General features: G+C 33.1%; 15 protein-coding genes. 14 read left to right on the forward strand and 1 reads right to left on the reverse strand.

Annotated elements, in window-relative coordinates; genetic code table 11:
- Window positions 1-98 precede the first annotated feature (98 nt).
- Genes Q1A46_RS18350 through Q1A46_RS18365 form a run of 4 tightly spaced genes read left to right on the forward strand, consistent with a single transcriptional unit; the run spans window position 99 to window position 5,342 of the window.
- Window positions 99-1,928: a fatty acid desaturase gene (locus Q1A46_RS18350; RefSeq protein WP_299682458.1), complete on the forward strand. Its 1,830-nt coding sequence runs from the start codon at window positions 99-101 to the stop codon at window positions 1,926-1,928.
- Between the two features lie 3 nt (window positions 1,929-1,931).
- Window positions 1,932-3,524, forward strand: a complete 1,593-nt coding sequence (locus tag Q1A46_RS18355) for a GMC oxidoreductase (protein ID WP_299682461.1) — start codon at window positions 1,932-1,934, stop codon at window positions 3,522-3,524.
- Between the two features lie 6 nt (window positions 3,525-3,530).
- Window positions 3,531-4,739 (forward strand): NADH:flavin oxidoreductase/NADH oxidase family protein, encoded by a 1,209-nt coding sequence (locus tag Q1A46_RS18360; protein WP_299682464.1) that lies wholly within the window; start codon window positions 3,531-3,533, stop codon window positions 4,737-4,739.
- A gap of 3 nt (window positions 4,740-4,742) precedes the next feature.
- Window positions 4,743-5,342, forward strand: a complete 600-nt coding sequence (locus Q1A46_RS18365) for a TetR/AcrR family transcriptional regulator (protein WP_299682467.1) — start codon at window positions 4,743-4,745, stop codon at window positions 5,340-5,342.
- Between the two features lie 47 nt (window positions 5,343-5,389).
- On the opposite strand, the gene Q1A46_RS18370 is transcribed toward Q1A46_RS18365, so the two are convergent.
- The gene (locus tag Q1A46_RS18370; RefSeq protein ID WP_299682470.1) at window positions 5,390-5,752 is read right to left on the reverse strand and encodes an SPOR domain-containing protein; all 363 of its coding nucleotides are present in this window, start codon (window positions 5,750-5,752) and stop codon (window positions 5,390-5,392) included.
- 216 nt (window positions 5,753-5,968) lie between these two features.
- Here Q1A46_RS18370 and Q1A46_RS18375 point away from each other — a divergent pair, with 216 nt between their 5' ends.
- The 10 genes from Q1A46_RS18375 to Q1A46_RS18420 all read left to right on the forward strand — a co-directional run bounded on the left by Q1A46_RS18375 (window position 5,969) and on the right by Q1A46_RS18420 (window position 20,464).
- Window positions 5,969-7,267: a cytochrome c3 family protein gene (locus Q1A46_RS18375; protein WP_299682473.1), complete on the forward strand. Its 1,299-nt coding sequence runs from the start codon at window positions 5,969-5,971 to the stop codon at window positions 7,265-7,267.
- A 68-nt stretch (window positions 7,268-7,335) separates the two neighbouring features.
- Window positions 7,336-10,578 (forward strand): TAT-variant-translocated molybdopterin oxidoreductase, encoded by a 3,243-nt coding sequence (locus Q1A46_RS18380; RefSeq protein WP_299682476.1) that lies wholly within the window; start codon window positions 7,336-7,338, stop codon window positions 10,576-10,578.
- A 23-nt stretch (window positions 10,579-10,601) separates the two neighbouring features.
- Complete coding sequence (gene nrfD, locus Q1A46_RS18385; protein ID WP_299682481.1) at window positions 10,602-12,002, forward strand: NrfD/PsrC family molybdoenzyme membrane anchor subunit; 1,401 nt, start codon at window positions 10,602-10,604, stop codon at window positions 12,000-12,002.
- On the forward strand, window positions 11,992-12,519 hold the full coding sequence (locus tag Q1A46_RS18390) for a DUF3341 domain-containing protein (RefSeq protein WP_299682484.1): 528 nt from the start codon (window positions 11,992-11,994) through the stop codon (window positions 12,517-12,519). Before nrfD ends, Q1A46_RS18390 begins: the two co-directional genes overlap by 11 nt.
- Before the next feature lie 9 nt (window positions 12,520-12,528).
- Window positions 12,529-13,077, forward strand: a complete 549-nt coding sequence (locus tag Q1A46_RS18395) for a cytochrome c (protein ID WP_299682488.1) — start codon at window positions 12,529-12,531, stop codon at window positions 13,075-13,077.
- A gap of 22 nt (window positions 13,078-13,099) precedes the next feature.
- Window positions 13,100-14,746: a quinol:cytochrome C oxidoreductase gene (locus Q1A46_RS18400; protein ID WP_299682491.1), complete on the forward strand. Its 1,647-nt coding sequence runs from the start codon at window positions 13,100-13,102 to the stop codon at window positions 14,744-14,746.
- A 30-nt stretch (window positions 14,747-14,776) separates the two neighbouring features.
- Window positions 14,777-15,790, forward strand: coding sequence for a cytochrome c oxidase subunit II (locus Q1A46_RS18405; protein WP_299682493.1), 1,014 nt, complete (start codon window positions 14,777-14,779; stop codon window positions 15,788-15,790).
- Between the two features lie 35 nt (window positions 15,791-15,825).
- A complete protein-coding gene (locus Q1A46_RS18410) occupies window positions 15,826-17,604 on the forward strand; it encodes a cbb3-type cytochrome c oxidase subunit I (protein ID WP_299682496.1) in 1,779 nt (592 codons plus the stop codon).
- A gap of 109 nt (window positions 17,605-17,713) precedes the next feature.
- Window positions 17,714-18,736: a Holliday junction branch migration DNA helicase RuvB gene (gene ruvB, locus Q1A46_RS18415; protein WP_095069644.1), complete on the forward strand. Its 1,023-nt coding sequence runs from the start codon at window positions 17,714-17,716 to the stop codon at window positions 18,734-18,736.
- Window positions 18,737-20,464, forward strand: a complete 1,728-nt coding sequence (locus Q1A46_RS18420; RefSeq protein WP_299682500.1) for a SulP family inorganic anion transporter — start codon at window positions 18,737-18,739, stop codon at window positions 20,462-20,464.
- The last annotated feature ends 5 nt before the right edge of the window (window positions 20,465-20,469 follow it).

Consider the following 20,469-nt stretch of genomic DNA (forward strand, 5'->3'; position numbering starts at 1 on the left):
AATAAAGAATCATAATTGAATTACTTTAAATTCAATATGTTATAAATAATTTGATTTTATTAAGAAATCGAACTATATTTGAAAAAATAGTTCGATTTATGAATTCAGAGCCCAAAATTCAAATAGCATATCCAACAGTTTTATTGTTTTTAGGATTATTACTTTCTTACTTACTTTTATATTACTTGTTCGATAACAGAATTATAAATGAAAGTTTAACGGTTATAATTGGCGCTTTTTTAGCATACAGTATGTTTACTGTAGTTCACGAAGCCAGTCATGGGAATATTTCAAGAGGAAAATCAAAATTCATAATTTTTGAAAAGTATATAGGTTGGATTTCAGCTAGTTTTCTTTTCTTCCCATTTAGCGCTTTTAAGATAATTCATTTGAAACATCATGCACATACAAATGATTCAGAAGAAGATCCAGATGGTTATGTTAGAGGAAAAAATATGCTAACTATATTCTTTAAATGTTTGACTTTAATCGGACATTATTACGTAGTTTCTCTAGGAACTGAGAGTAAGAAGAATGAAGCTATAAGAAAAACAAGAAATCAAACTCTGACTTTTATTTTATTAATATCAATTATCATAATTGGAGTTATTGTATTTAATTTTTGGTATGAATTTATAATGGTATTCTTGTTGCCAGCTTTGGTTGCTGCACCTATTTTAGGTTTTACTTTCGATTGGCTTCCTCATTATCCACATCATAATATGGATAAACATCATAACACAAGAATTGTAACAATACCGGGTTTAGAGTTTTTATCATTTTTCCAGAGTTATCATTTAATACATCATTTGTATCCTCGTGTTCCTTTTTATTTATACAAGAAAAAATATCAATTAGTAGAGCAAGAGTTGAGAAATGAAAAATCTCCAATTGAAGGTTTTGGAGTGAACGAATTAAAAGTTTTAAAACCCAAAAATACGTATACAGATGTTCAAGAAGGTAAAACTTGGAGATATTCTTTAGAAGTAGCTCAAGTTCGAAAATTAACGCATAATAGCGCAAAAATACAATTCAAAAATTTAGCAAATATTCCATATCAATTTAATGCAGGACAATATGTGGTGATTTCAATGTTGGTTGACGGAGAAAAAGTGAGCCGATGTTATTCGATTTGTTCTAATCCTAATTTAGGGGAACTAAAAATTGGAGTGAAACGTGTTTCCGGAGGAAAATTATCTAACAGGATATTAGACCATGTATCGGAAGTTAAATATGTAAATGTTGCTGGTCCGTTTGGAACTTTTAAATTCAAAGATGAAACAGATATAGAGCATCATGTTTTTATTGCTGGCGGAAGTGGAATAACACCAATTATTTCAATACTCCAAAAAATACTTCAAGATGGAATAACTAATGTGAGTTTGATTTATGGTTGTAAATCGGAAAGAGATGTAATGTTTCATGAAGAATTAATTGATCTTCAAAACAAATATCCTAATCAGTTTTCATTAAAATTGACTTATGATTTATTAACCAATACTTATCAAACTGAATTATTGAGTCATTTCGAAAAAGCAAATTATTATATCTGTGGACCAGCTCTAATGATGGAAGCTTCTAAAGAAGTTTTAGTAAAGAAAGGAGTTACTTCTGATCATATTATTATTGAAGAATTCTCATATCAAGAAGCAAAACTTTTTGGAAATTCTTACAAGGTTTCAATAAATAACAAGCACTTCTCAGTTTACGAATCTGAAACAATTTTAGAAGGCGCAAAAAGAAATAAAGTTGCAATTCCTTATGCATGTAATATGGGACAATGTGGAACTTGTAAATGTGAGTTACAGAAAGGAAAAGTAGCTTGGAAAACGGAGGAACAATCTGTATTGTTAGAAAACGAAAAGAAAGAAGGTTTTATACTAACATGCATGTGTAAACCTAAATCTGATATTAAACTCAACTCATAATATATGACGAAAGATAAATACGATTATGTAATCATTGGAAGTGGTTTTGGCGGTTCGGTGAGTGCCTTACGATTAGCTCAAAAAGGATATTCTGTTTTGGTAATCGAAAAAGGAAAATGGTTTAAGCCAAAAGATTTCCCGAAAACAAACTGGAATCTAAAAAAGTGGCTCTGGGAACCTCGATTAAGGTTGTTTGGTTTTTTTAAAATGACGTATTTGAATCATGTGAGTATACTTTCTGGAGTTGGAGTTGGTGGAGGTTCTTTAACGTATGCTAATACGTTGCCTATTCCTAAAAAGGAGTTTTTTACCTCAGGAAGTTGGAACGGACTTAAAGATTGGGAAACAGAACTTGCGCCGCATTATAAAGAAGCGTATCGAATGTTAGGTGCAGAAGAGAATCCTTATTTCGGACCAGCTGATCATTTGATTAAAGATTTGTCGAAAGACTTAGCTAGAGAAAAACATTTCTCAACGACTAAAGTTGCAGTTCATTTTGGCAAACCTGGAGAAAAAGTAAAAGATCCATATTTTAATGGCGAAGGTCCAGATCGAGCTGCGTGTAATTATTGCGGAGCTTGTATGACAGGTTGTAGATTCAATGCTAAAAATACATTGGATAAAAACTATCTCTATTTTGCTCAAAAGCTAGGCGTAGACATTATAGCGGAACATGAAGTGTTAGATGTGTTGCCTAAAAATAATGTAAATGGAAAATCTGGATATGAAATTCATTTCAAAAAAAGTACATCGACATTTTCTAAAACAAAAAAAGTTGAGGTAAACGGAGTCGTATTTTCAGGTGGAGTATTAGGGACAGTGCCTTTATTGTTAAAATTGAAACAAAAGAAATCATTACCCAATTTATCTGAAATGGTTGGTGGAAATATTAGAACAAATAATGAGTCGTTATTATTACTAACATCAACAGAGAAGAAATCAAAAGATTATTCAAAAGGAATAGCAATAGGTTCTATTCTACATATCGATAAAAATAGTCATTTAGAACCTGTTCGTTATGGCAAAGGTTCTGGTTTTTTTAGAACACTAACAATTCCTTCAGTTCAACATAAATATGCAATAGTTCGAATTTTAGGAGTTTTTGGTGTATTGTTTAAATCACCTGTTCAGTTATTTCAAACAATATTCACAAAAGCTTACAGCAAACGAACAACAGTATTGCTTTTTATGCAGACTTTAGATAGCACATTACGATTGAAGTTAGGAAAAGTAACACAGTTGAAAACTGAAAAAGAATCTAACGAAGCACCAAGTGGTTTTATTCCTGAAGCATCTAAACTGGCAAAAATATTAGGTCAAAAAGTAAAAGCAATTCCATTTTCTAATTTTGCAGACGTGTTATTAGGAACACCTACAACAGCTCATATTTTAGGTGGAGCAGTAATGGGAGAAACTAAAGAAGAAGGAGTTATTGATAAAAATAATAAAGTGTTTGGTTACGAAAATATGTATGTATGCGATGGGGCAATGATTTCAGCTAACCCTGGAGTAAATCCTTCGTTGTCGATTACAGCTATTTCAGAATTAGCTATGTCTAAAATTCCAAATAAAATTGAAACTCAACTAACAAAATAAATAGTATTGAAAGCAAAACCGATTTTAGAAGAATTTGAACTTCCTTGTGGAGTTATAATTAAAAACAGAATTGCAAAAGCAGCAATGACCGAGCGTTTAGCAAATAAGAAACAGCATGCTACTAAAGCGATTTCTGATTTATATCAACATTGGTCTTCTAATGGAGCAGGATTATTAATTTCAGGAAATATTTTGGTAGATAAACGTTACAAAGAAGCTTCTGCAAATATTGTTCTAGAAGATGAAAGTGGTATTGCAGCTTTACAAGAAGTAACAAAAATAGCAACGCAAAATAATACACAGTTTTGGGCTCAAATTAATCATGCAGGACGACAATCGTCTATCTTTTCAACTTTTAAACCGATAGCTCCATCTGCTATTCAGCTTAAAAAATTAATGCTGTTTGCTAAACCAAAAGCAATGTCTTTAGATGAGATTAAAGACGTTGAAAACCGTTATGTAAACACTGCTATTTTAGCAAAAAAAGCAGGTTTTACAGGAGTACAAATTCATGCTGCTCATGGATATTTATTGAGTCAGTTTTTATCTCCAAAAACAAATAAAAGACAAGACGGTTATGGTGGTCATATTGAAAATAGAGCCAGATTACTTTTCGACATAGTTAAACGAGTTCGTCAAACTTTAGGAGGTGATTTCCCCATCTCAGTTAAATTGAATAGCGCCGATTTTCAACGAGGCGGATTTAACGAAGAAGACGCAATGTTTGTAATTAAAAAGTTAGAGCGTTTAAAAATTGATTTGCTTGAAATATCCGGCGGAACATATGAAAATATTGTCTTTCTAACTGAACGATATGAACGTGAATCTACTCGAAAAAGAGAAGCTTATTTTCTAGATTTTGCAAAAAAGATCAAATCAGAAACAACACTACCAATAATGGTTACAGGCGGATTTCGATCTCAAAAGTTCTGTAATGATGTTTTAGCTAATAAAGAATTAGAAATGATTGGGTTTGCACGTCCGTTTATTACAGATTCAAATTTTCCAAAGGCATTTCTAGAAGATGAGAGTTATAGAGTATCAGATGCCACTTTTGATTTTAAAATTAAGAAGATGAAAGATTTTGCTGAGGCTGGTTTTTACGATTATCAAATACATCAATTAGCGAAAGGAAAATCATTAAAGCCAAACTATAATCCATATCTTGCCGTGCTTAGATTAACTAAGAATGAAATGGTAAAAGGCTGGTTTTAAGTTATGGGGAGAAAAGCAATAGACAGAGAAAGAAAACAGCTATCTAAAAAAGCAGAAGTTTGGGTAAAAGAACTGTTTTACAAAGTGCAATATGAAAAACTTAATAAATTAACGTTAGATGATTTAGCGACTCTTATTCAAAAAAGTAAAAGTACAATTTATACTTATTTTAAAACCAAAGATGAGATTTATCAAACTATGGTAGCTATGGTTTTGAATGATATTCAAGAAGTAGTTTTTGATGAGTTACCTAATGATTCCAACCTAGTTGTTTTGTATGAATCCATTCTATTAAAAATAAGCGACGCAGTAGAAGGTATTTCAATTCATTTTTTAGACGAAATTCAAACTAATTTCCCGCAGATTTGGACTGAAATTAAAAGCGTTACAGATAAAGTTTTAATTACTTTTTCTTTGATTTATGAAGAAGGTATGAAAACAGATGTTTTTACGAATTTCAATATTACTCTATTATTAGCTATGGATAACACTTTTATTATGAGCATAATGACAGATCATGAGCGCTTTAAAAATGAAAAATTAAGCTTAAAAGATATTGTTTCACAATATTTACAATTGAGAATTAAAGCTTTAACAAAATAAAAAAGGATCAAACACCGTTTGATCCTTTTTTATTATAATCGAAGTTTTTAATAAGGAATAACAATTGCTCCCGAAAACTTTTCTTTAATTTTATTTAAAGCTCTATCAGCTTCCAATTTGGTATTAAAACGACCAACTTTTACTTTCCATTCAGGTAATTCATAACTCATTTTTGGTTTTCCAAACTCAGAAAACTTCAACATAAAGTTATGTTTAATGTTTTTTGCGCGTTGTTCGTTACCATTATACAACTGAATTCTATATCCAGTTCCATTCTTTTTATTGTACTTTCTTTTTTTAGCTAAGAGTGAATTAATACTTTGATCACTAGTGTAATTAGATTGTGAATGACCAATGCAAAATCCTAAAATTAAAAACAATATAAATGCTAAAATTTTACCGTTTATCATATTTCGTTTATAGTTTTTACAAAAGTAACGACTTGTCATCTAATAGATTGCTAAAATTATTTATTTAGAATCGATATAAATTGCAAATTAGGAATCTCTTAACATTTCACATTTTAAAGAGAAGTAGTAATTTTGTCCGAGTTTAAGCACCTGGTAATTTTTTACCACAAGTGTAAACGTTATACAAAATAGATACGAAATATATATTTTTATAGTATGAAAAGTGTGAATTATCACAGTAAACTTAGTCGAGTACTACTTAATAGCCTTACTTTCTTATTCGTTTTTTTAGTAAGTATTTCTATAAATGCTCAAGATGTCGATAAGGATCGACAAAAAGCTGGTAGAAAATTATTTAATGCAAATTGTGCTTCTTGTCACAAACTTAATAAGGATGCAACAGGTCCTGCTCTAGGTGGTGTTGAGAGTCGATTGGAGAATGCATGGTTAAAGAAGTGGATCCGTAATAATGCTCAGTTGAGAGCTTCAGGTGATGCTTATGCAAATGAGATTTATAACAAATGGAAGCAGTCAAATATGACAGCTTTTCCTCAGTTTAGCGATGAGCAAATTGATAATATTTTATATTATACGACTGTTGGTGATCCAGTAAAGGACAAGGTTGTTGTAGATAATAATGGGGGCGGTGATCAAGGAGGTTCTGCGCCAACATGGGTGCTGTGGATATTAGCAGCGGCTATTATCGTTGCTTTCTTAATTATTGCAAACTTACTTAAAACCGTAAGCGAATTAAAAGGCGCGCCTAAGACTCCAGGTTTAATGGGGCAAGCTGCAGAATTATGGGAAGGGATTAAGAAGAATACATTCTTACATGTGTTGTTTGTAATCTTCGGAGCATTAATTACTGCTTATGTGTTATTTGGTACTTTATTTAAAGTTGGTGTAGATCAAGGTTATCAGCCAGTACAGCCAATTTTATTCTCACATAAAATTCACGCAGGAGATAATAAAATCGAATGTCAATACTGTCACTCTGCTGCTAAGCATAGTAAGCACTCTGGTATTCCTTCTTTAAATGTTTGTATGAACTGTCATAAAAATATTTCTGAAGTAGCTGAAGATACTAAAGTAGTTTTAGAAGATGGAGGGCGTATAGAAGGTAAGAAATATTTGGATGGAGAAATTCAGAAGATCTATGATGCAGTAGGTTGGGATCCTGAAAAATTAGAATATACTGGTGAGCAAAAACCAATTGATTGGGTTAGAATTCATAACTTACCAGATTTTGCATATTTTAACCACTCACAACACGTAACTGTTGCAGGTGTTAAATGTCAGAAATGTCACGGTCCAGTAGAAGAAATGGAAGAGTTGTATCAACACGCTCCATTAACTATGGGATGGTGTATCGATTGTCACAAGGAAACAAATGTTGACTTGAAGGGTAATGAATACTATGCTAAAATCCATAAGGAATTAGCTGAAAAGTATGGTGTAGATAAAGTTACCATCGCTCAATTAGGTGGTAAAGAATGTGGTAAGTGTCATTACTAAAAATAATTAATTAAGAATTCTATAATTGAGAGTGTAAAAGCTCTCAATCATTTAATAAAAACAAATAAATGGCTTCAAACAAAAAATACTGGCAAAGTGTTGAAGAACTTAATGAAAGTTCAGTTGTTGAAACGTTACGTGGTAAAGAGTTTGTTCAAGAGCTTCCTACAGACGAGTTCTTAGGAGACAAAGAAACTCTTGAAAATTCTTCAACTTCTCGTAGAGATTTCTTGAAATATGTAGGTTTCACAACAGCAGCAGCTTCTTTAGCAGCATGTGAAGGTCCAGTAAGACAATCGATTCCTTATGTAGTTCAACCTAATGATATTGTAGTTGGTGTAGCAGACTGGTATGCAACAACAATTTCTGATGGTTTCGATTTTGCCAACGTATTAGTTAAAACTCGTGAAGGTCGTCCAATCCAAATTATGCCAAATAAAGAGGCAGGAGGAACTACTACAGCGAGAGTTCAGGCATCAGTTTTATCATTATATGATGAGAAATTAAGAGTTAAAGAACCTAGAAAAGGGGAAACTCAAGTTTCTTGGGCAGATGCAGACAAAGAAATTATAGCAAAGTTAGAGAGTTTAAAAGCTTCTAACGGATTAGTATATTTAATGACAGGTACTTTAGCAAGTCCATCTACTGAAAAAGTAGTTGCAGATTTTATTGCTAAATATCCTAATGTAAAGCATGTTGTTTACGACGCAGTTTCAGAAAGTGGTACTGCCGATGCTTTTGAAGCAATGTACGGTAAACGTGCTTTACCGAGTTACGATTTAAGTAAGGCTGAAGTAATCGCATCTTTTGGTGCAGATTTCTTAGGTGACTGGCAAGGTGGTTACGAGAAGTCTTATATTGAAGGAAGACAAGTAGATTCTGGTAAGATGTCTTACCACGTGCAAATTGAAGCAAATATGTCTTTAGCTGGCGCAAATGCAGATAAGCGTTTAGTAGCTAAGCCATCAACTCAAATGCACGCTTTAGTTAATTTATATAATGCAATTACAGGTGGAAGTTTACCTTCTAAAGAAACTCCAATTGATGCAGAAATTAAAAAATTAGCTAAAGATTTAAAGAAGGCTGGTAAAAAAGCAGTTGTTCTTGCAGGTATTAATGATAAAAATGTACAAACTATTGCTTTAGCTATAAACAAAGCTTTAGGAAGTGTTGTAATTGATACTGAAAATGTAAATTTATTACGCCAAGGTAGCGATGCTAAAGTTGCTGAGTTAATTAAAGATGTAACTTCTGGTAAGGCTAAAGGTTTAATTACTTACAATGTAAATCCAGCGTATTCTGTAGCTGGTTTTGGTGATGCAGTTAAAAAGTTAGGTTTCTCAGTTGCATTGTCTACTCAAGATGATGAAACAGCAGCAACTACTCAATTTACTTTACCTGCTCCTCACAATTTAGAAAGTTGGGGAGATGTTATGGCAACAGTAGGAAAGTATAGCTTAATGCAGCCAACAATTGCTCCATTATTCAATACGCGTCAAGTACAAGATGTTTTATTGAAGTGGACTGGAGCTACTAAAAATTATTATGATACTCTTAAAGAATTTTGGAGTACTAACATATTAAATGGTGCTTCTTGGAATCAAGCGTTACACGATGGATTCTTTGCAGCGTCAGTACCAGTTGTAGATGCTGTTGAAACTGCTACGGAAACTCAATCTACTGAAGAAGAAGATGAGGCTAACGCAGTAACTTCAGGTCTTTCTGTATTAGATGCAGCTAAAGCAATTGCTAAAGTTCAAGGTTCAGAGTTTGAATTAAACTTATATACATCTGTTGCACTAGGAGACGGTAATCAAGCAAACAACCCTTGGTTACAAGAGTTCCCAGATCCAATTACTCGTGCTTCTTGGGATAACTATTTAACAGTGTCTCCAGCAGATGCTAAAGCATTAGGATTTAAGAATCCTGTAAAAGATAATGGGGCTATCGACGGTAATTTTGCAGAAGTTACTTTAGGAGGTCAAACATTAAAAATTCCTGTAATTATTCAGCCAGGACAAGCAAAAGGTTCTGTAGGTTTAGCTTTAGGTTACGGTAGAACTCAAAACTTAAAAGAAGAAATGCAAGTTGGGGTAAATGCTTACCCATTATATCAAAACAGAAATAACGTTCAATTAGGAGTATCTATTAAAAACGTTGGTGGATGGTATAAGTTTGCTTGCTTACAAGTTCAAAGTACTTTAGCTGGACGTCATGATATTTTAAGAGAAGCATCTTTAAAAGATGTTAATGATAAATCTTTAGTCCCAAAACATACTTGGAACAAGCCTTTCATGGTGTCTTACGATCACCAAGAAATAGAAGGAAGTGCAAAGAAAATTGATTTATGGGATGAGCATGATAGAAGTTTAGGTCACCACTTTAACTTATCTATTGATTTATCTTCATGTACAGGTTGTGGAGCTTGTGTTATTGCATGTCATGCAGAAAATAATGTTCCAGTTGTAGGTAAAGATGAAGTACGTGTAGGTAGAGATATGCACTGGTTACGTATCGATCGTTATTATTCTTCAAAAGTTCAAGGAGATATGACTATCGACGAATTCAAAGCTAAATTTAAAGCTGAATTAGTTAAGAAATACGAAGGTCTTGGGAATAATCCTGATGAGGCTAAGAAAAACGCTGAAACTGAATTTAAGAAGTTCGCAGATCAAGAGTTAGAAAGAAGATATGCTACAGAAGCTTTAGGATTAAGTAAAGGTAAATTATTTGATGCTTTAGAAAACCCAGCAGATAACCCTCAGGTTACTTTCCAACCAATGATGTGTCAGCACTGTAATCACGCACCATGTGAAACAGTATGTCCGGTAGCTGCAACTTCTCACGGTCGTCAAGGTCAAAACCAAATGGCTTACAACCGTTGTGTAGGAACACGTTATTGTGCAAACAACTGTCCATATCGTGTACGTCGTTTCAACTGGTTCAACTATGCTGAGAACGAAGAATTCGATTTCAACATGAATAACGAATACGGAAAAATGGTGTTAAATCCAGATGTAGTTGTTCGTTCTCGTGGAGTTATGGAGAAATGTTCTATGTGTATCCAAATGACTCAAGCTACTATATTAAAAGCTAAGAGAGAAGGAAGAGCAGTGAAGAAAGATGAATTCCAAACTGCATGTTCTCAAGCTTGTTCTACAGGAGCAATGACTTTCGGAGATTTAAATAACTCTGAGGATACAGTGAGTAAATTAAAAGAAGATAGAAGAGCTTTCTACGTGTTAGATTACATTGGTACAAAACCAAACGTAGTGTATCAAGTGAAAGTAAGAAATACAAACGAAGCTTAACAATTAATATAAGTAAATAGATTATGTCGGGTCATTACGAATCGTCTTATAGAGAGCCTTTAATATTAGGAGATAAAAGCTATCACGATATTACAGAGGATATAGCAAGACCAATTGAAGGTAAAGCCAACAAAAATTGGTACATCGCATTCTACATTTCTTTAGCAGCAATGTTATGGGGATTTGGATGTATTTTCTACACAGTAGGAACAGGTATTGGAGTATGGGGGCTTAGCAAGAACATTGGTTGGGCATGGGATATTACCAACTTCGTATGGTGGGTAGGTATCGGACACGCCGGAACATTAATATCTGCGGTATTATTATTATTCCGTCAGAAATGGAGAATGGCAATTAACCGTTCTGCAGAGGCAATGACAATTTTTGCCGTATTCCAAGCAGGTTTATTCCCAATTATTCACATGGGACGTCCATGGAATGGTTACTGGGTTTTACCTATTCCAAACCAATTTGGATCATTATGGGTAAACTTTAACTCACCACTTTTATGGGATGTATTTGCGATCTCTACGTATTTATCGGTTTCATTAGTTTTCTGGTGGACTGGTTTATTACCTGATTTCGCTACTATACGTGATAGAGCTGTAAAACCTTTTCAAAAGAAGATTTACGCTTTATTATCTTTCGGATGGTCAGGTAGAGCAAAAGATTGGCAACGTTTTGAAGAAGTGTCTTTAGTATTAGCTGGTTTAGCTACTCCTTTAGTACTTTCGGTACACACAATTGTATCTTTTGACTTCGCAACTTCTGTAAATCCAGGTTGGCACTCAACAATTTTTCCTCCTTATTTCGTAGCAGGAGCAATCTTCTCAGGATTTGCTATGGTACAGACTTTATTAGGGGTTATGCGTAAAGTAACTAATTTAGAAGCATACATTACTCGTTTACACATCGAGTATATGAATATTGTAATTATTTTAACTGGTGGTATTGTAGCAGTAGCTTATGCAACTGAATTCTTCATTGCTTGGTATACAGGTTCACCTTATGAAAATTACACATATTTATCTTTTGGAGCAGAAGCAGGTGCTTATGGATGGGCTTTCTGGTCATTAATGATATTCAATATCATTATACCTCAGATTTTATGGATTAAGAAATTAAGAAGAAGTTTCTTAGTATCTTTCCTAGTTTCTATCGCAATTAATATTGGAATGTGGTTCGAACGTTTTGATATTATTGCAATTGTATTAAGTAAAGGTCAGTTACCATCAACATGGTGGCGTTTTGAACCAACATTCGTTGACGTTGGTATATTTATTGGAACAATCGGATTCTTCTTTGTATTATTCTTATTGTATGCAAGAACTTTCCCAGTAATTCCAACAGCTGAGGTTAAAACGATATTAAAGTCATCTGGAGAGAATTTCAAAAAACAAAGAGAGGAGAACAATGAGCACTAATAAAGTAATTCACGCATTATATAATGATGATGATATCTTAATGGATGCCGTTAAGAAAGTAAAAGGAGAACATCATCATATTGAAGAGGTTTATACACCTTTCCCAGTTCACGGACTAGATAAAGCATTAGGGTTAGCTCCTACTCGTTTAGCTATAACTGCATTTTTTTATGGTATCACTGGTACTTCAGTTGCAGCTTGGTTAACTTGGTATACAATGATTGCAGATTGGCCTCAAGATATTGGTGGTAAACCAAGTTTTTCTTGGGCAGAGAACATGCCAGCTTTCGTGCCAATTTTATTTGAGTTAACAGTGTTTTTTGCTGCTCACTTAATGGTAATTACTTTCTATATGCGTAGTAGAATTTGGCCATTTAAAGAAGCTGAAAATCCAGATCCAAGAACTACCGATGACCATTTTTTAATGGAAATTCCAGTTCATAATAACGAAGAAGAGTTAACAGCATTATTAGAAACTACTGGTGCTGTAGAAATAAAAGTTGTAGATAAGCATTAATATAAGATTATGAAGAGTTTAAAAATAGTTATTACTTTATTAGTAGTTGCAGTATTTGCCTCTTGTAACAACAAGCGCAAGCCACAAGTACAGTATATGCCAGATATGTATGTTTCTGTACCTTATGATGCGAACGGTGCTTCATCTGCAGGAAAAGTTCCAGTAAATAGATTACCTGTTGCTGGTACAGTTAGTAGAAATGGTGTTGTAGCTTATGATATCCCAAATTCTAATGAAGGATATGAAAAAGCTAAAGCAGAATTAAAAAGTCCATTAAAGAAAGATGAAGTGAATTTAGCTAATGGTAAAAAAATGTACGGTATTTACTGTGCAGTTTGTCATGGTACTAAAGGAGATGGAAATGGAATTTTAATGCAAAGAGAAAAATTCTTAGGTATTCCAAACTACAAGGATAGAGATATCACTGAAGGAAGTATTTATCATGTTTTAATGTATGGTAAAGGAGTAATGGGATCTCATTCTTCACAACTTACTTACAAAGAGCGTTGGCAAGTTGTACAGTATGTTCAGAAATTAAGAAGTGAATTAAAAAAATAAGTCTATAATAGATAGTTAAGATATGTACCAGTTTTCAGGAAAATTAAAAATGCTTGCTATTGGTTTAATGGTATTAGGACTAATTGGAACTGCTATTAGTTTCATGAATACTCCTAAAACATTACAAGATGCAAAAGACATTTTAGCGAAACAAGAAGCATCTCATCATGGAGCACATGGTGGAGGTCATGGTGAAGCAACAAAAGAACACCATGGAGATGCAGAGCATAAGACTGTTGAGCATAAAGAGAATGCTCATAAAGATGATCACAAAGAAGTAAAAGCTGATTCTACAGCACATACTAACGATCATAAAGAAACTAAATCTGATTCTACATCACATAAAGAAGAAGTAGCTCATTCTACTGAGCATACGGAAGAAGCAGCAAATCATGCTGAAGATACACGTTTAACTGATAGTTTAAACGGACATGTTACTGAAAAAGCACATGTTGACACATCTTCTCATGCAGGAGGCGAACATCATGCTGAAGCAGGGCATCATGGAGATGATCATCATGCAGAGTATGCGTTTCACCAAATGCAAAACAAGCCATGGTCAGCTATTTACGTTTCTTTAATCTTCTTTTTAGGTATTTCTCTTTTAGTAATGGCTTTCTATGCAGCACAAAGAGTTGCTCATGCAGGTTGGTCTGTTGTATTATTTAGAGTGATGGAGGCTATTACAGCTAATTTACATTATGTAAGTGTTATCATGTTAATTTTTATCATTGTAACAGCAATGCACATGAACCACTTATTCCCATGGATGGCTGAAGGAGTTTTCGATCCATTAAGTGAAAATTATGATCCAATCGTAGATGGAAAAAAATGGTTCATGAATTTACCAGGATGGGTAATGAGAAGTATTTTCTATTTACTAGTATGGAATGGATTCCGTTACTTTATTAGAAGGAAATCAATCGAACAAGATAATGGAGATTTAGCTTTACATAAGAAAATTTATAATACATCTGTAGTTTTCATTTTATTATTTATGATTACTGAAAGTATGATGTCATGGGATTGGATTATGGGAATAGATCCACACTGGTTCTCTACATTATTCGGATGGTATGTATTAGCTACATTACTAGTATCTGCTTTAACAGTTATTTGTTTAGTTACTTTATATTTAAGATCTAAAGGTCATTTACCGTTTGTTAATGATAGTCATATACACGATTTAGCTAAATTTATGTTTGGTTTCTCTGTATTCTGGACTTACCTATGGTTTGCTCAGTTTATGTTAATATGGTATGCTGATATGCCAGAAGAAACAACATATTTTGCATTACGCTTTAAAGAATATGTGGTTCCTTTTATCGGAATGATTGCATTAAACTTCATTTTCCCAATTTTATTATTAATCAATAGTGATTTTAAAACTGTGCCTTGGGTTATAGTTATTGCTGGAGTATTTATATTAGTAGGTCACTATGTTGATTTATTTGTAATGATTATGCCAGGTACTGTTGGTTCACAATGGGGATTCGGAATTGGTGAAATTAGTGCTTTCTTATTCTTCCTTGGATTATTCATCTTTGCTACATTTAATGCATTTGCTAAGGCTAATCCAGTAGTTAAAGGAAATCCATTTTTACATGAAAGTGAAATTCATCACTATTATATTATAGAACACAGAGGAGAAGATAACGCTCATCATTAATAACAAGAATTAAAAAATAAGTATATAACTATGCTAGCTTTATTTTATATTTTCATTGCAGTAGCAGTAGGAGTAAGTTTTTGGCAAATCACTCGCGTAATGAATTTACGTAGTGTAATTGCTAATGATGACGATAATAATAAACAAGGAAAGATCGCTTTAGGGTTTATGGTGTTTTTATACGCTATGATGATCTATTGCTTATTGGCAATGAATGTAATCATGTTACCTGAAAGTGCATCGATCGAAGGTGAACACGATGATAGACTTTTTAATATCACTTTTATATTAATAGGTGTTGTTCAGTTTATCATGCAATTTTTAATTTTCTTCTTTACTTATAAGTATAGAGGAAATAAAGACAAGAAAGCTTTATTCTTTGCAGATAGTCACAAGTTAGAGTTAATTTGGACAGTAATTCCAGCAGTAACAATTGTATTATTAATTGGATATGGTTTATGGCAATGGAATAACATCATGTACGTAGGAGACGATGAGAACCCTATTGTTATTGAGGTATATTCTCAACAATTCCGTTGGGATGCTCGTTATGCAGGTGCTGACAACGAGTTAGGTTTAGGAAATGTTAACTTTATTGATATCAACAAAACAAATACAATGGGAGTTGATATGTCTGATCCTAAAGCTCAAGATGATAAACAAGTGACAGAATTATATCTTCCAAAAGGAAAAAAGATATTATTTAAGTTCCGTTCGCAAGACGTTTTACACTCGGCTTATATGCCTCACTTTAGAGCTCAGATGAACTGTGTACCAGGTATGGTAACTCAATTCTCTTTCACGCCTAAATATACTACTGAGGAAATGCGTAAAAACCCTGAGGTTATCGCAAAGGCTAAAGGAATTAATAAGATCAGACAAGCGAAAGGTGAAGATCCTTACGTTTTCGATTATCTATTATTATGTAACAAGATTTGTGGAGCTTCACACTACAATATGCAAATGAAAATTACAGTTGTAGAAGAAGAAGACTACAAAAAGTGGTTAGGAGAGCAAAAAACATTAGCTCAAAGAATTCAATAAGATTTTAAGTAAAATTTATTAAGAAAAAATAAATTATGTCAGGAGAACATCACCATCACAAAGAAACATTTGTAACAAAGTACATTTTTAGTACTGATCACAAGATGATTTCGAAGCAATTCCTGATCACAGGGATGTTTATGGGTATCATTGGAGTATTTATGTCAATGTTATTCCGTTTGCAAATTGCATGGCCAGAAAAATCGTTTTCTATAATTACAGCATTTTTAGGAGATCACCAACAAACTGACGGTGTAATGAATGCAGATACTTATCTAGCATTAGTTACAATACATGGTACTATTATGGTATTCTTTGTATTAACTGCAGGTTTAAGTGGAACGTTCTCAAATTTATTAATTCCATTACAGATTGGAGCAAGAGATATGGCATCAGGTTTTTTAAACATGGTATCATATTGGTTATTCTTTTTGTCTTCTGTAGTAATGGTTGTGTCTTTATTTGTTGAAGCTGGACCAGCATCAGCAGGTTGGACTATTTATCCGCCGTTATCAGCTTTAAAACAAGCGATTCCAGGTTCAGGTTTAGGTATGACTTTATGGTTAGTATCTATGGCGATTTTCATTGCATCATCGTTAATAGGATCTCTTAACTATATTGTTACTGTTTTAAACTTAAGAACAAAAGGAATGAAGATGACAAGATTACCATTAACAATGTGGGCGTTTTTCGTTACAGCTATCATTGGAGTAATCTCTTTCCCAGTTCTTTTATCTGCAGCATTATTATTAATATTCGATAGAAGTTTCGGAACTTCTTTCTACTTATCAGATATATTCATTTCAGGTGAAGTATTACATTACCAAGGAGGTTCTCCAGTATTATTCGAGCACTTATTCTGGTTCTTAGGTCACCCTGAAGTATATATTATTTTATTACCAGCATTAGGTATTTCATCAGAAGTAATTTCTACAAATGCTAGAAAACCTATCTTCGGATATCGTGCTATGATTGGTTCTATCTTAGGTATCGCATTCTTATCAACAATCGTATGGGGTCACCATATGTTTATCTCAGGAATGAATCCATTCTTAGGATCTGTATTTACATTCACAACGGTATTAATTGCAATTCCATCAGCAGTGAAAGCATTTAACTATGTAACTACTTTATGGAAAGGTAACTTACAATTAAATCCTGCAATGTTATTCTCTATCGGATTAGTTTCTACATTCGTTACAGGTGGTTTAACAGGATTAGTATTAGGAGATTCTGCTTTAGATATCAACGTACACGATACATATTTCGTAGTAGCTCACTTCCACTTAGTAATGGGTGTATCTGCTTTATTCGGAATGTTTGCTGGTGTTTACCACTGGTATCCAAAAATGTATGGTAGAATGATGAATAAAGTAATGGGATACTGGCATTTCTGGTTAACTATTATATCTGCATATGGAGTATTTTTTCCAATGCACTTTATAGGGTTAGCTGGTTTACCAAGACGTTACTATACAAACACAAACTTCCCAATGTTCGACGATTTAGCAGACATTAACGTATTTATGACTGTTATGGCTATCATTGGAGGTTTGGCTCAGTTAATTTTCTTAGCAAACTTCTTTATCTCTATGTATAGAGGACAAAAAGCTACACAAAACCCATGGAAATCTAATACTTTAGAATGGACTACTCCAGTAGAACATATTCATGGAAACTGGCCAGGTAAAATTCCAGAAGTACATAGATGGGCTTACGATTACAGTAAGGTAGATGACAATGGAAATTACGTTCATGGACAAGATTTTGTTTTACAAACAATACCTTTAAAAGACGGTGAAGAACCATCTTAAAAAGTGAAAAATATAAAAACCAAAAGCCTTTCATAATTGAAAGGCTTTTTTGTTATCCATATTATAATACTAATAAGTATATTAGCAGTACTGAATTTGATTTTAATGTATGAATGAGCATTTAAACCCTGAAAACACTAATTATTCTCATGAAGAAATGGATGTGGAAAAGAAACTACGTCCGTTATCTTTTGATGATTTTACAGGTCAAGATCAAGCTTTGGAAAATCTCAGAATTTTTGTTGAAGCAGCAAATCAAAGAGATGAAGCTTTAGATCACACCTTATTTCATGGTCCTCCTGGTTTAGGAAAAACCACTTTAGCACACATTTTAGCGAATGAACTTGGAGTGGGAATTAAAGTCACTTCAGGTCCTGTTTTAGATAAACCTGGTGATTTAGCAGGTTTACTTACAAATTTAGATGAACGTGATGTGCTATTTATTGATGAAATTCATCGATTAAGTCCAATTGTAGAAGAGTACTTATATTCTGCAATGGAAGATTATAAAATAGACATCATGATTGAATCTGGACCGAATGCAAGAACAGTTCAGATTAATTTAGAACCATTTACTCTAGTTGGAGCAACGACAAGATCTGGTTTATTAACAGCTCCAATGAGAGCTCGTTTTGGAATCAGTAGCCGTTTACATTATTATTCTACGGAATTATTAACTACAATTATCCAAAGAAGTTCAGCAATTTTAGGCGTACCAATTTCAATGGAAGCTGCGATAGAAATTGCTGGTAGAAGTAGAGGAACACCTCGTATTGCAAATGCACTATTGAGAAGAGTACGTGATTTTGCACAAATTAAAGGAGATGGTAATATCACCATAGAGATAGCAAAATATGCATTAAAGGCATTAAATGTAGATGCGCATGGTTTAGATGAAATGGACAATAAAATTTTATCTACCATTATCGATAAATTTAAAGGCGGACCAGTAGGTATTACTACATTAGCAACAGCAGTTGCAGAAAATGCAGAAACTATTGAGGAAGTTTATGAACCTTTTTTAATTCAACAAGGTTTTATTATGCGAACACCTAGAGGTAGAGAAGTAACAGATTTAGCTTACAAACATCTAGGAAGAATAAAAGGAACTAGTCAAGGAGAATTATTTTAAGTGAGAATACAAAAAATCATCCCTCTTTTAGAGTGGTTACCAAAGTATAAGAAATCTCAATTCAAAGGAGATGTTGTTGCTGGATTAACAGTAGCAACAGTTTTAATACCACAAGGTATAGCTTATGCTTTAATTGCAGGTTTACCACCAATTTACGGATTGTATTCAGCTTTAATTCCTCAAGTAATTTATGCAATATTCGGTTCTTCGAGGCAAGTAGCTATTGGTCCAGTAGCAACAGATTCATTAATAGTTGCTGCCAGTATATCTACAATAGCACTTATGGGATCTGAGAGTTATATTGCTATAGCAATCTTTTTAGCCTTGTTAGTTGGTAGTATTCAGTTCTTAATGGGAGTCTTCCGCTTAGGTTTTATTGTTAATTTTTTATCAAGACCAGTAATTACAGGATTTACTTCAGCAGTTGCCATAACAATAGGTTTAAATCAATTCAAAAATTTCTTTGGTGTAGATTTTCTACAAAGTGATCAAATTCATGTTTTACTTGAAGATATATTAACTAGAATTACAGAGCTTGAAACAAAAACAACGATTATTGGAATTGTTACAAGTATCATAATCATTGTATTAAGAGGAATTAATAAAAAAATACCAAATGCTTTAATAGTAGTCGTTTTAGGAATTGTTTTAATGTATGCTTTCGAAACTTTTTTCTTTGGAGTTGCTATTGTTGAAAGTATTCCTTCAGGTTTACCAAGTTTTGCAGTTCCTGAGTTAAATTTTGGCTTAGTAAGAGAGTTATTGCCAATGGCGTTTACTTTAGTAATGGTAGGATATCTAGAAACAATTTCCATTGGTAAATATTTAGAGGCTCAACAAGATGAATACAAGATAGATCCTAATCAAGAACTAATAGCTTTAGGATTAAGTAATATTTTCGGATCATTTTTTAAATCGTATCCATCTACATCTAGTTTTTCAAGATCTGCAATTAATTTTGATGCCGGAGCAAGAACAGGAGTAGCTGCATTTATTTCAGCAGGTTTAGTTGTACTTACTCTGTTGTATTTAACACCAGTATTTTACTATTTACCTAAAACAGTTTTAGCCGCTATTATAATTGTAGCAGTTTTTAGATTGGTAAATGTTAAGGAAGCCCGATTTTTGTGGAAAGCAAATATTCTAGATTTTTGGTTGTTAATAGCTACTTTTTTAGCAACATTATTTTTTGGAATAGAATATGGAATTTTAATAGGAGTTAGTTTATCACTTATCGTTTTAATTTATAGAACATCTCGACCTAATGTTGTAGAGTTAGGAAAAGTGCCAGATTCCGACTTTTATAGAAATAAGAATCGATTTAAAGAAGTTCTACTAGATAAAGAAGTTCTTGTTTTTCGTTTCGATGCTCAAATTTTTTATGCAAATGCAAGTTATTTCAGAGAACGATTAGAGCATATGGTGAATCAAAAAGGAGAGAGTTTAAAATTAATTGTTTTAGATGCTGAAAGCATCAATAGAGTAGACAGTACAGGAATTGAAATGTTAAAACAACAAGTTCAATTTTACATGAATAAAGGAATAACATTTTATCTTGCTGGTGTAAAAGGTCCGGTTAGAGATGATTTATTTAGAGGTGGTTTGTTAGAAATTATAAATTTAGATCACTTTTTTATGCGTGCAAATGGCGCAGTAACATTTTTTAAAACAGGAGATAATACAAATCAAAAAAAATACGCTCAGTACATTCATCAAGCGTACAAATAAAAGAC

The sequence above is a fragment of the uncultured Tenacibaculum sp. genome (genome assembly GCF_947502995.1).
GTDB lineage: Bacteria > Bacteroidota > Bacteroidia > Flavobacteriales > Flavobacteriaceae > Polaribacter.

Excerpts from the sequence above, each read along its gene's own strand:
- Q1A46_RS18350 (WP_299682458.1), top strand. The coding sequence starts at position 99 with ATGAATTCAGAGCCCAAAATTCAAATAGCATATCCAACAGTTTTATTG.
- Q1A46_RS18355 (WP_299682461.1), top strand. The coding sequence starts at position 1,932 with ATGACGAAAGATAAATACGATTATGTAATCATTGGAAGTGGTTTTGGC.
- Q1A46_RS18365 (WP_299682467.1), top strand. The coding sequence starts at position 4,743 with ATGGGGAGAAAAGCAATAGACAGAGAAAGAAAACAGCTATCTAAAAAA.
- Q1A46_RS18370 (WP_299682470.1), bottom strand. The coding sequence starts at position 5,752 with ATGATAAACGGTAAAATTTTAGCATTTATATTGTTTTTAATTTTAGGA.
- Q1A46_RS18375 (WP_299682473.1), top strand. The coding sequence starts at position 5,969 with ATGAAAAGTGTGAATTATCACAGTAAACTTAGTCGAGTACTACTTAAT.
- Q1A46_RS18380 (WP_299682476.1), top strand. The coding sequence starts at position 7,336 with ATGGCTTCAAACAAAAAATACTGGCAAAGTGTTGAAGAACTTAATGAA.
- nrfD (WP_299682481.1), top strand. The coding sequence starts at position 10,602 with ATGTCGGGTCATTACGAATCGTCTTATAGAGAGCCTTTAATATTAGGA.
- Q1A46_RS18390 (WP_299682484.1), top strand. The coding sequence starts at position 11,992 with ATGAGCACTAATAAAGTAATTCACGCATTATATAATGATGATGATATC.
- Q1A46_RS18395 (WP_299682488.1), top strand. The coding sequence starts at position 12,529 with ATGAAGAGTTTAAAAATAGTTATTACTTTATTAGTAGTTGCAGTATTT.
- Q1A46_RS18400 (WP_299682491.1), top strand. The coding sequence starts at position 13,100 with ATGTACCAGTTTTCAGGAAAATTAAAAATGCTTGCTATTGGTTTAATG.
- Q1A46_RS18405 (WP_299682493.1), top strand. The coding sequence starts at position 14,777 with ATGCTAGCTTTATTTTATATTTTCATTGCAGTAGCAGTAGGAGTAAGT.
- Q1A46_RS18410 (WP_299682496.1), top strand. The coding sequence starts at position 15,826 with ATGTCAGGAGAACATCACCATCACAAAGAAACATTTGTAACAAAGTAC.
- ruvB (WP_095069644.1), top strand. The coding sequence starts at position 17,714 with ATGAATGAGCATTTAAACCCTGAAAACACTAATTATTCTCATGAAGAA.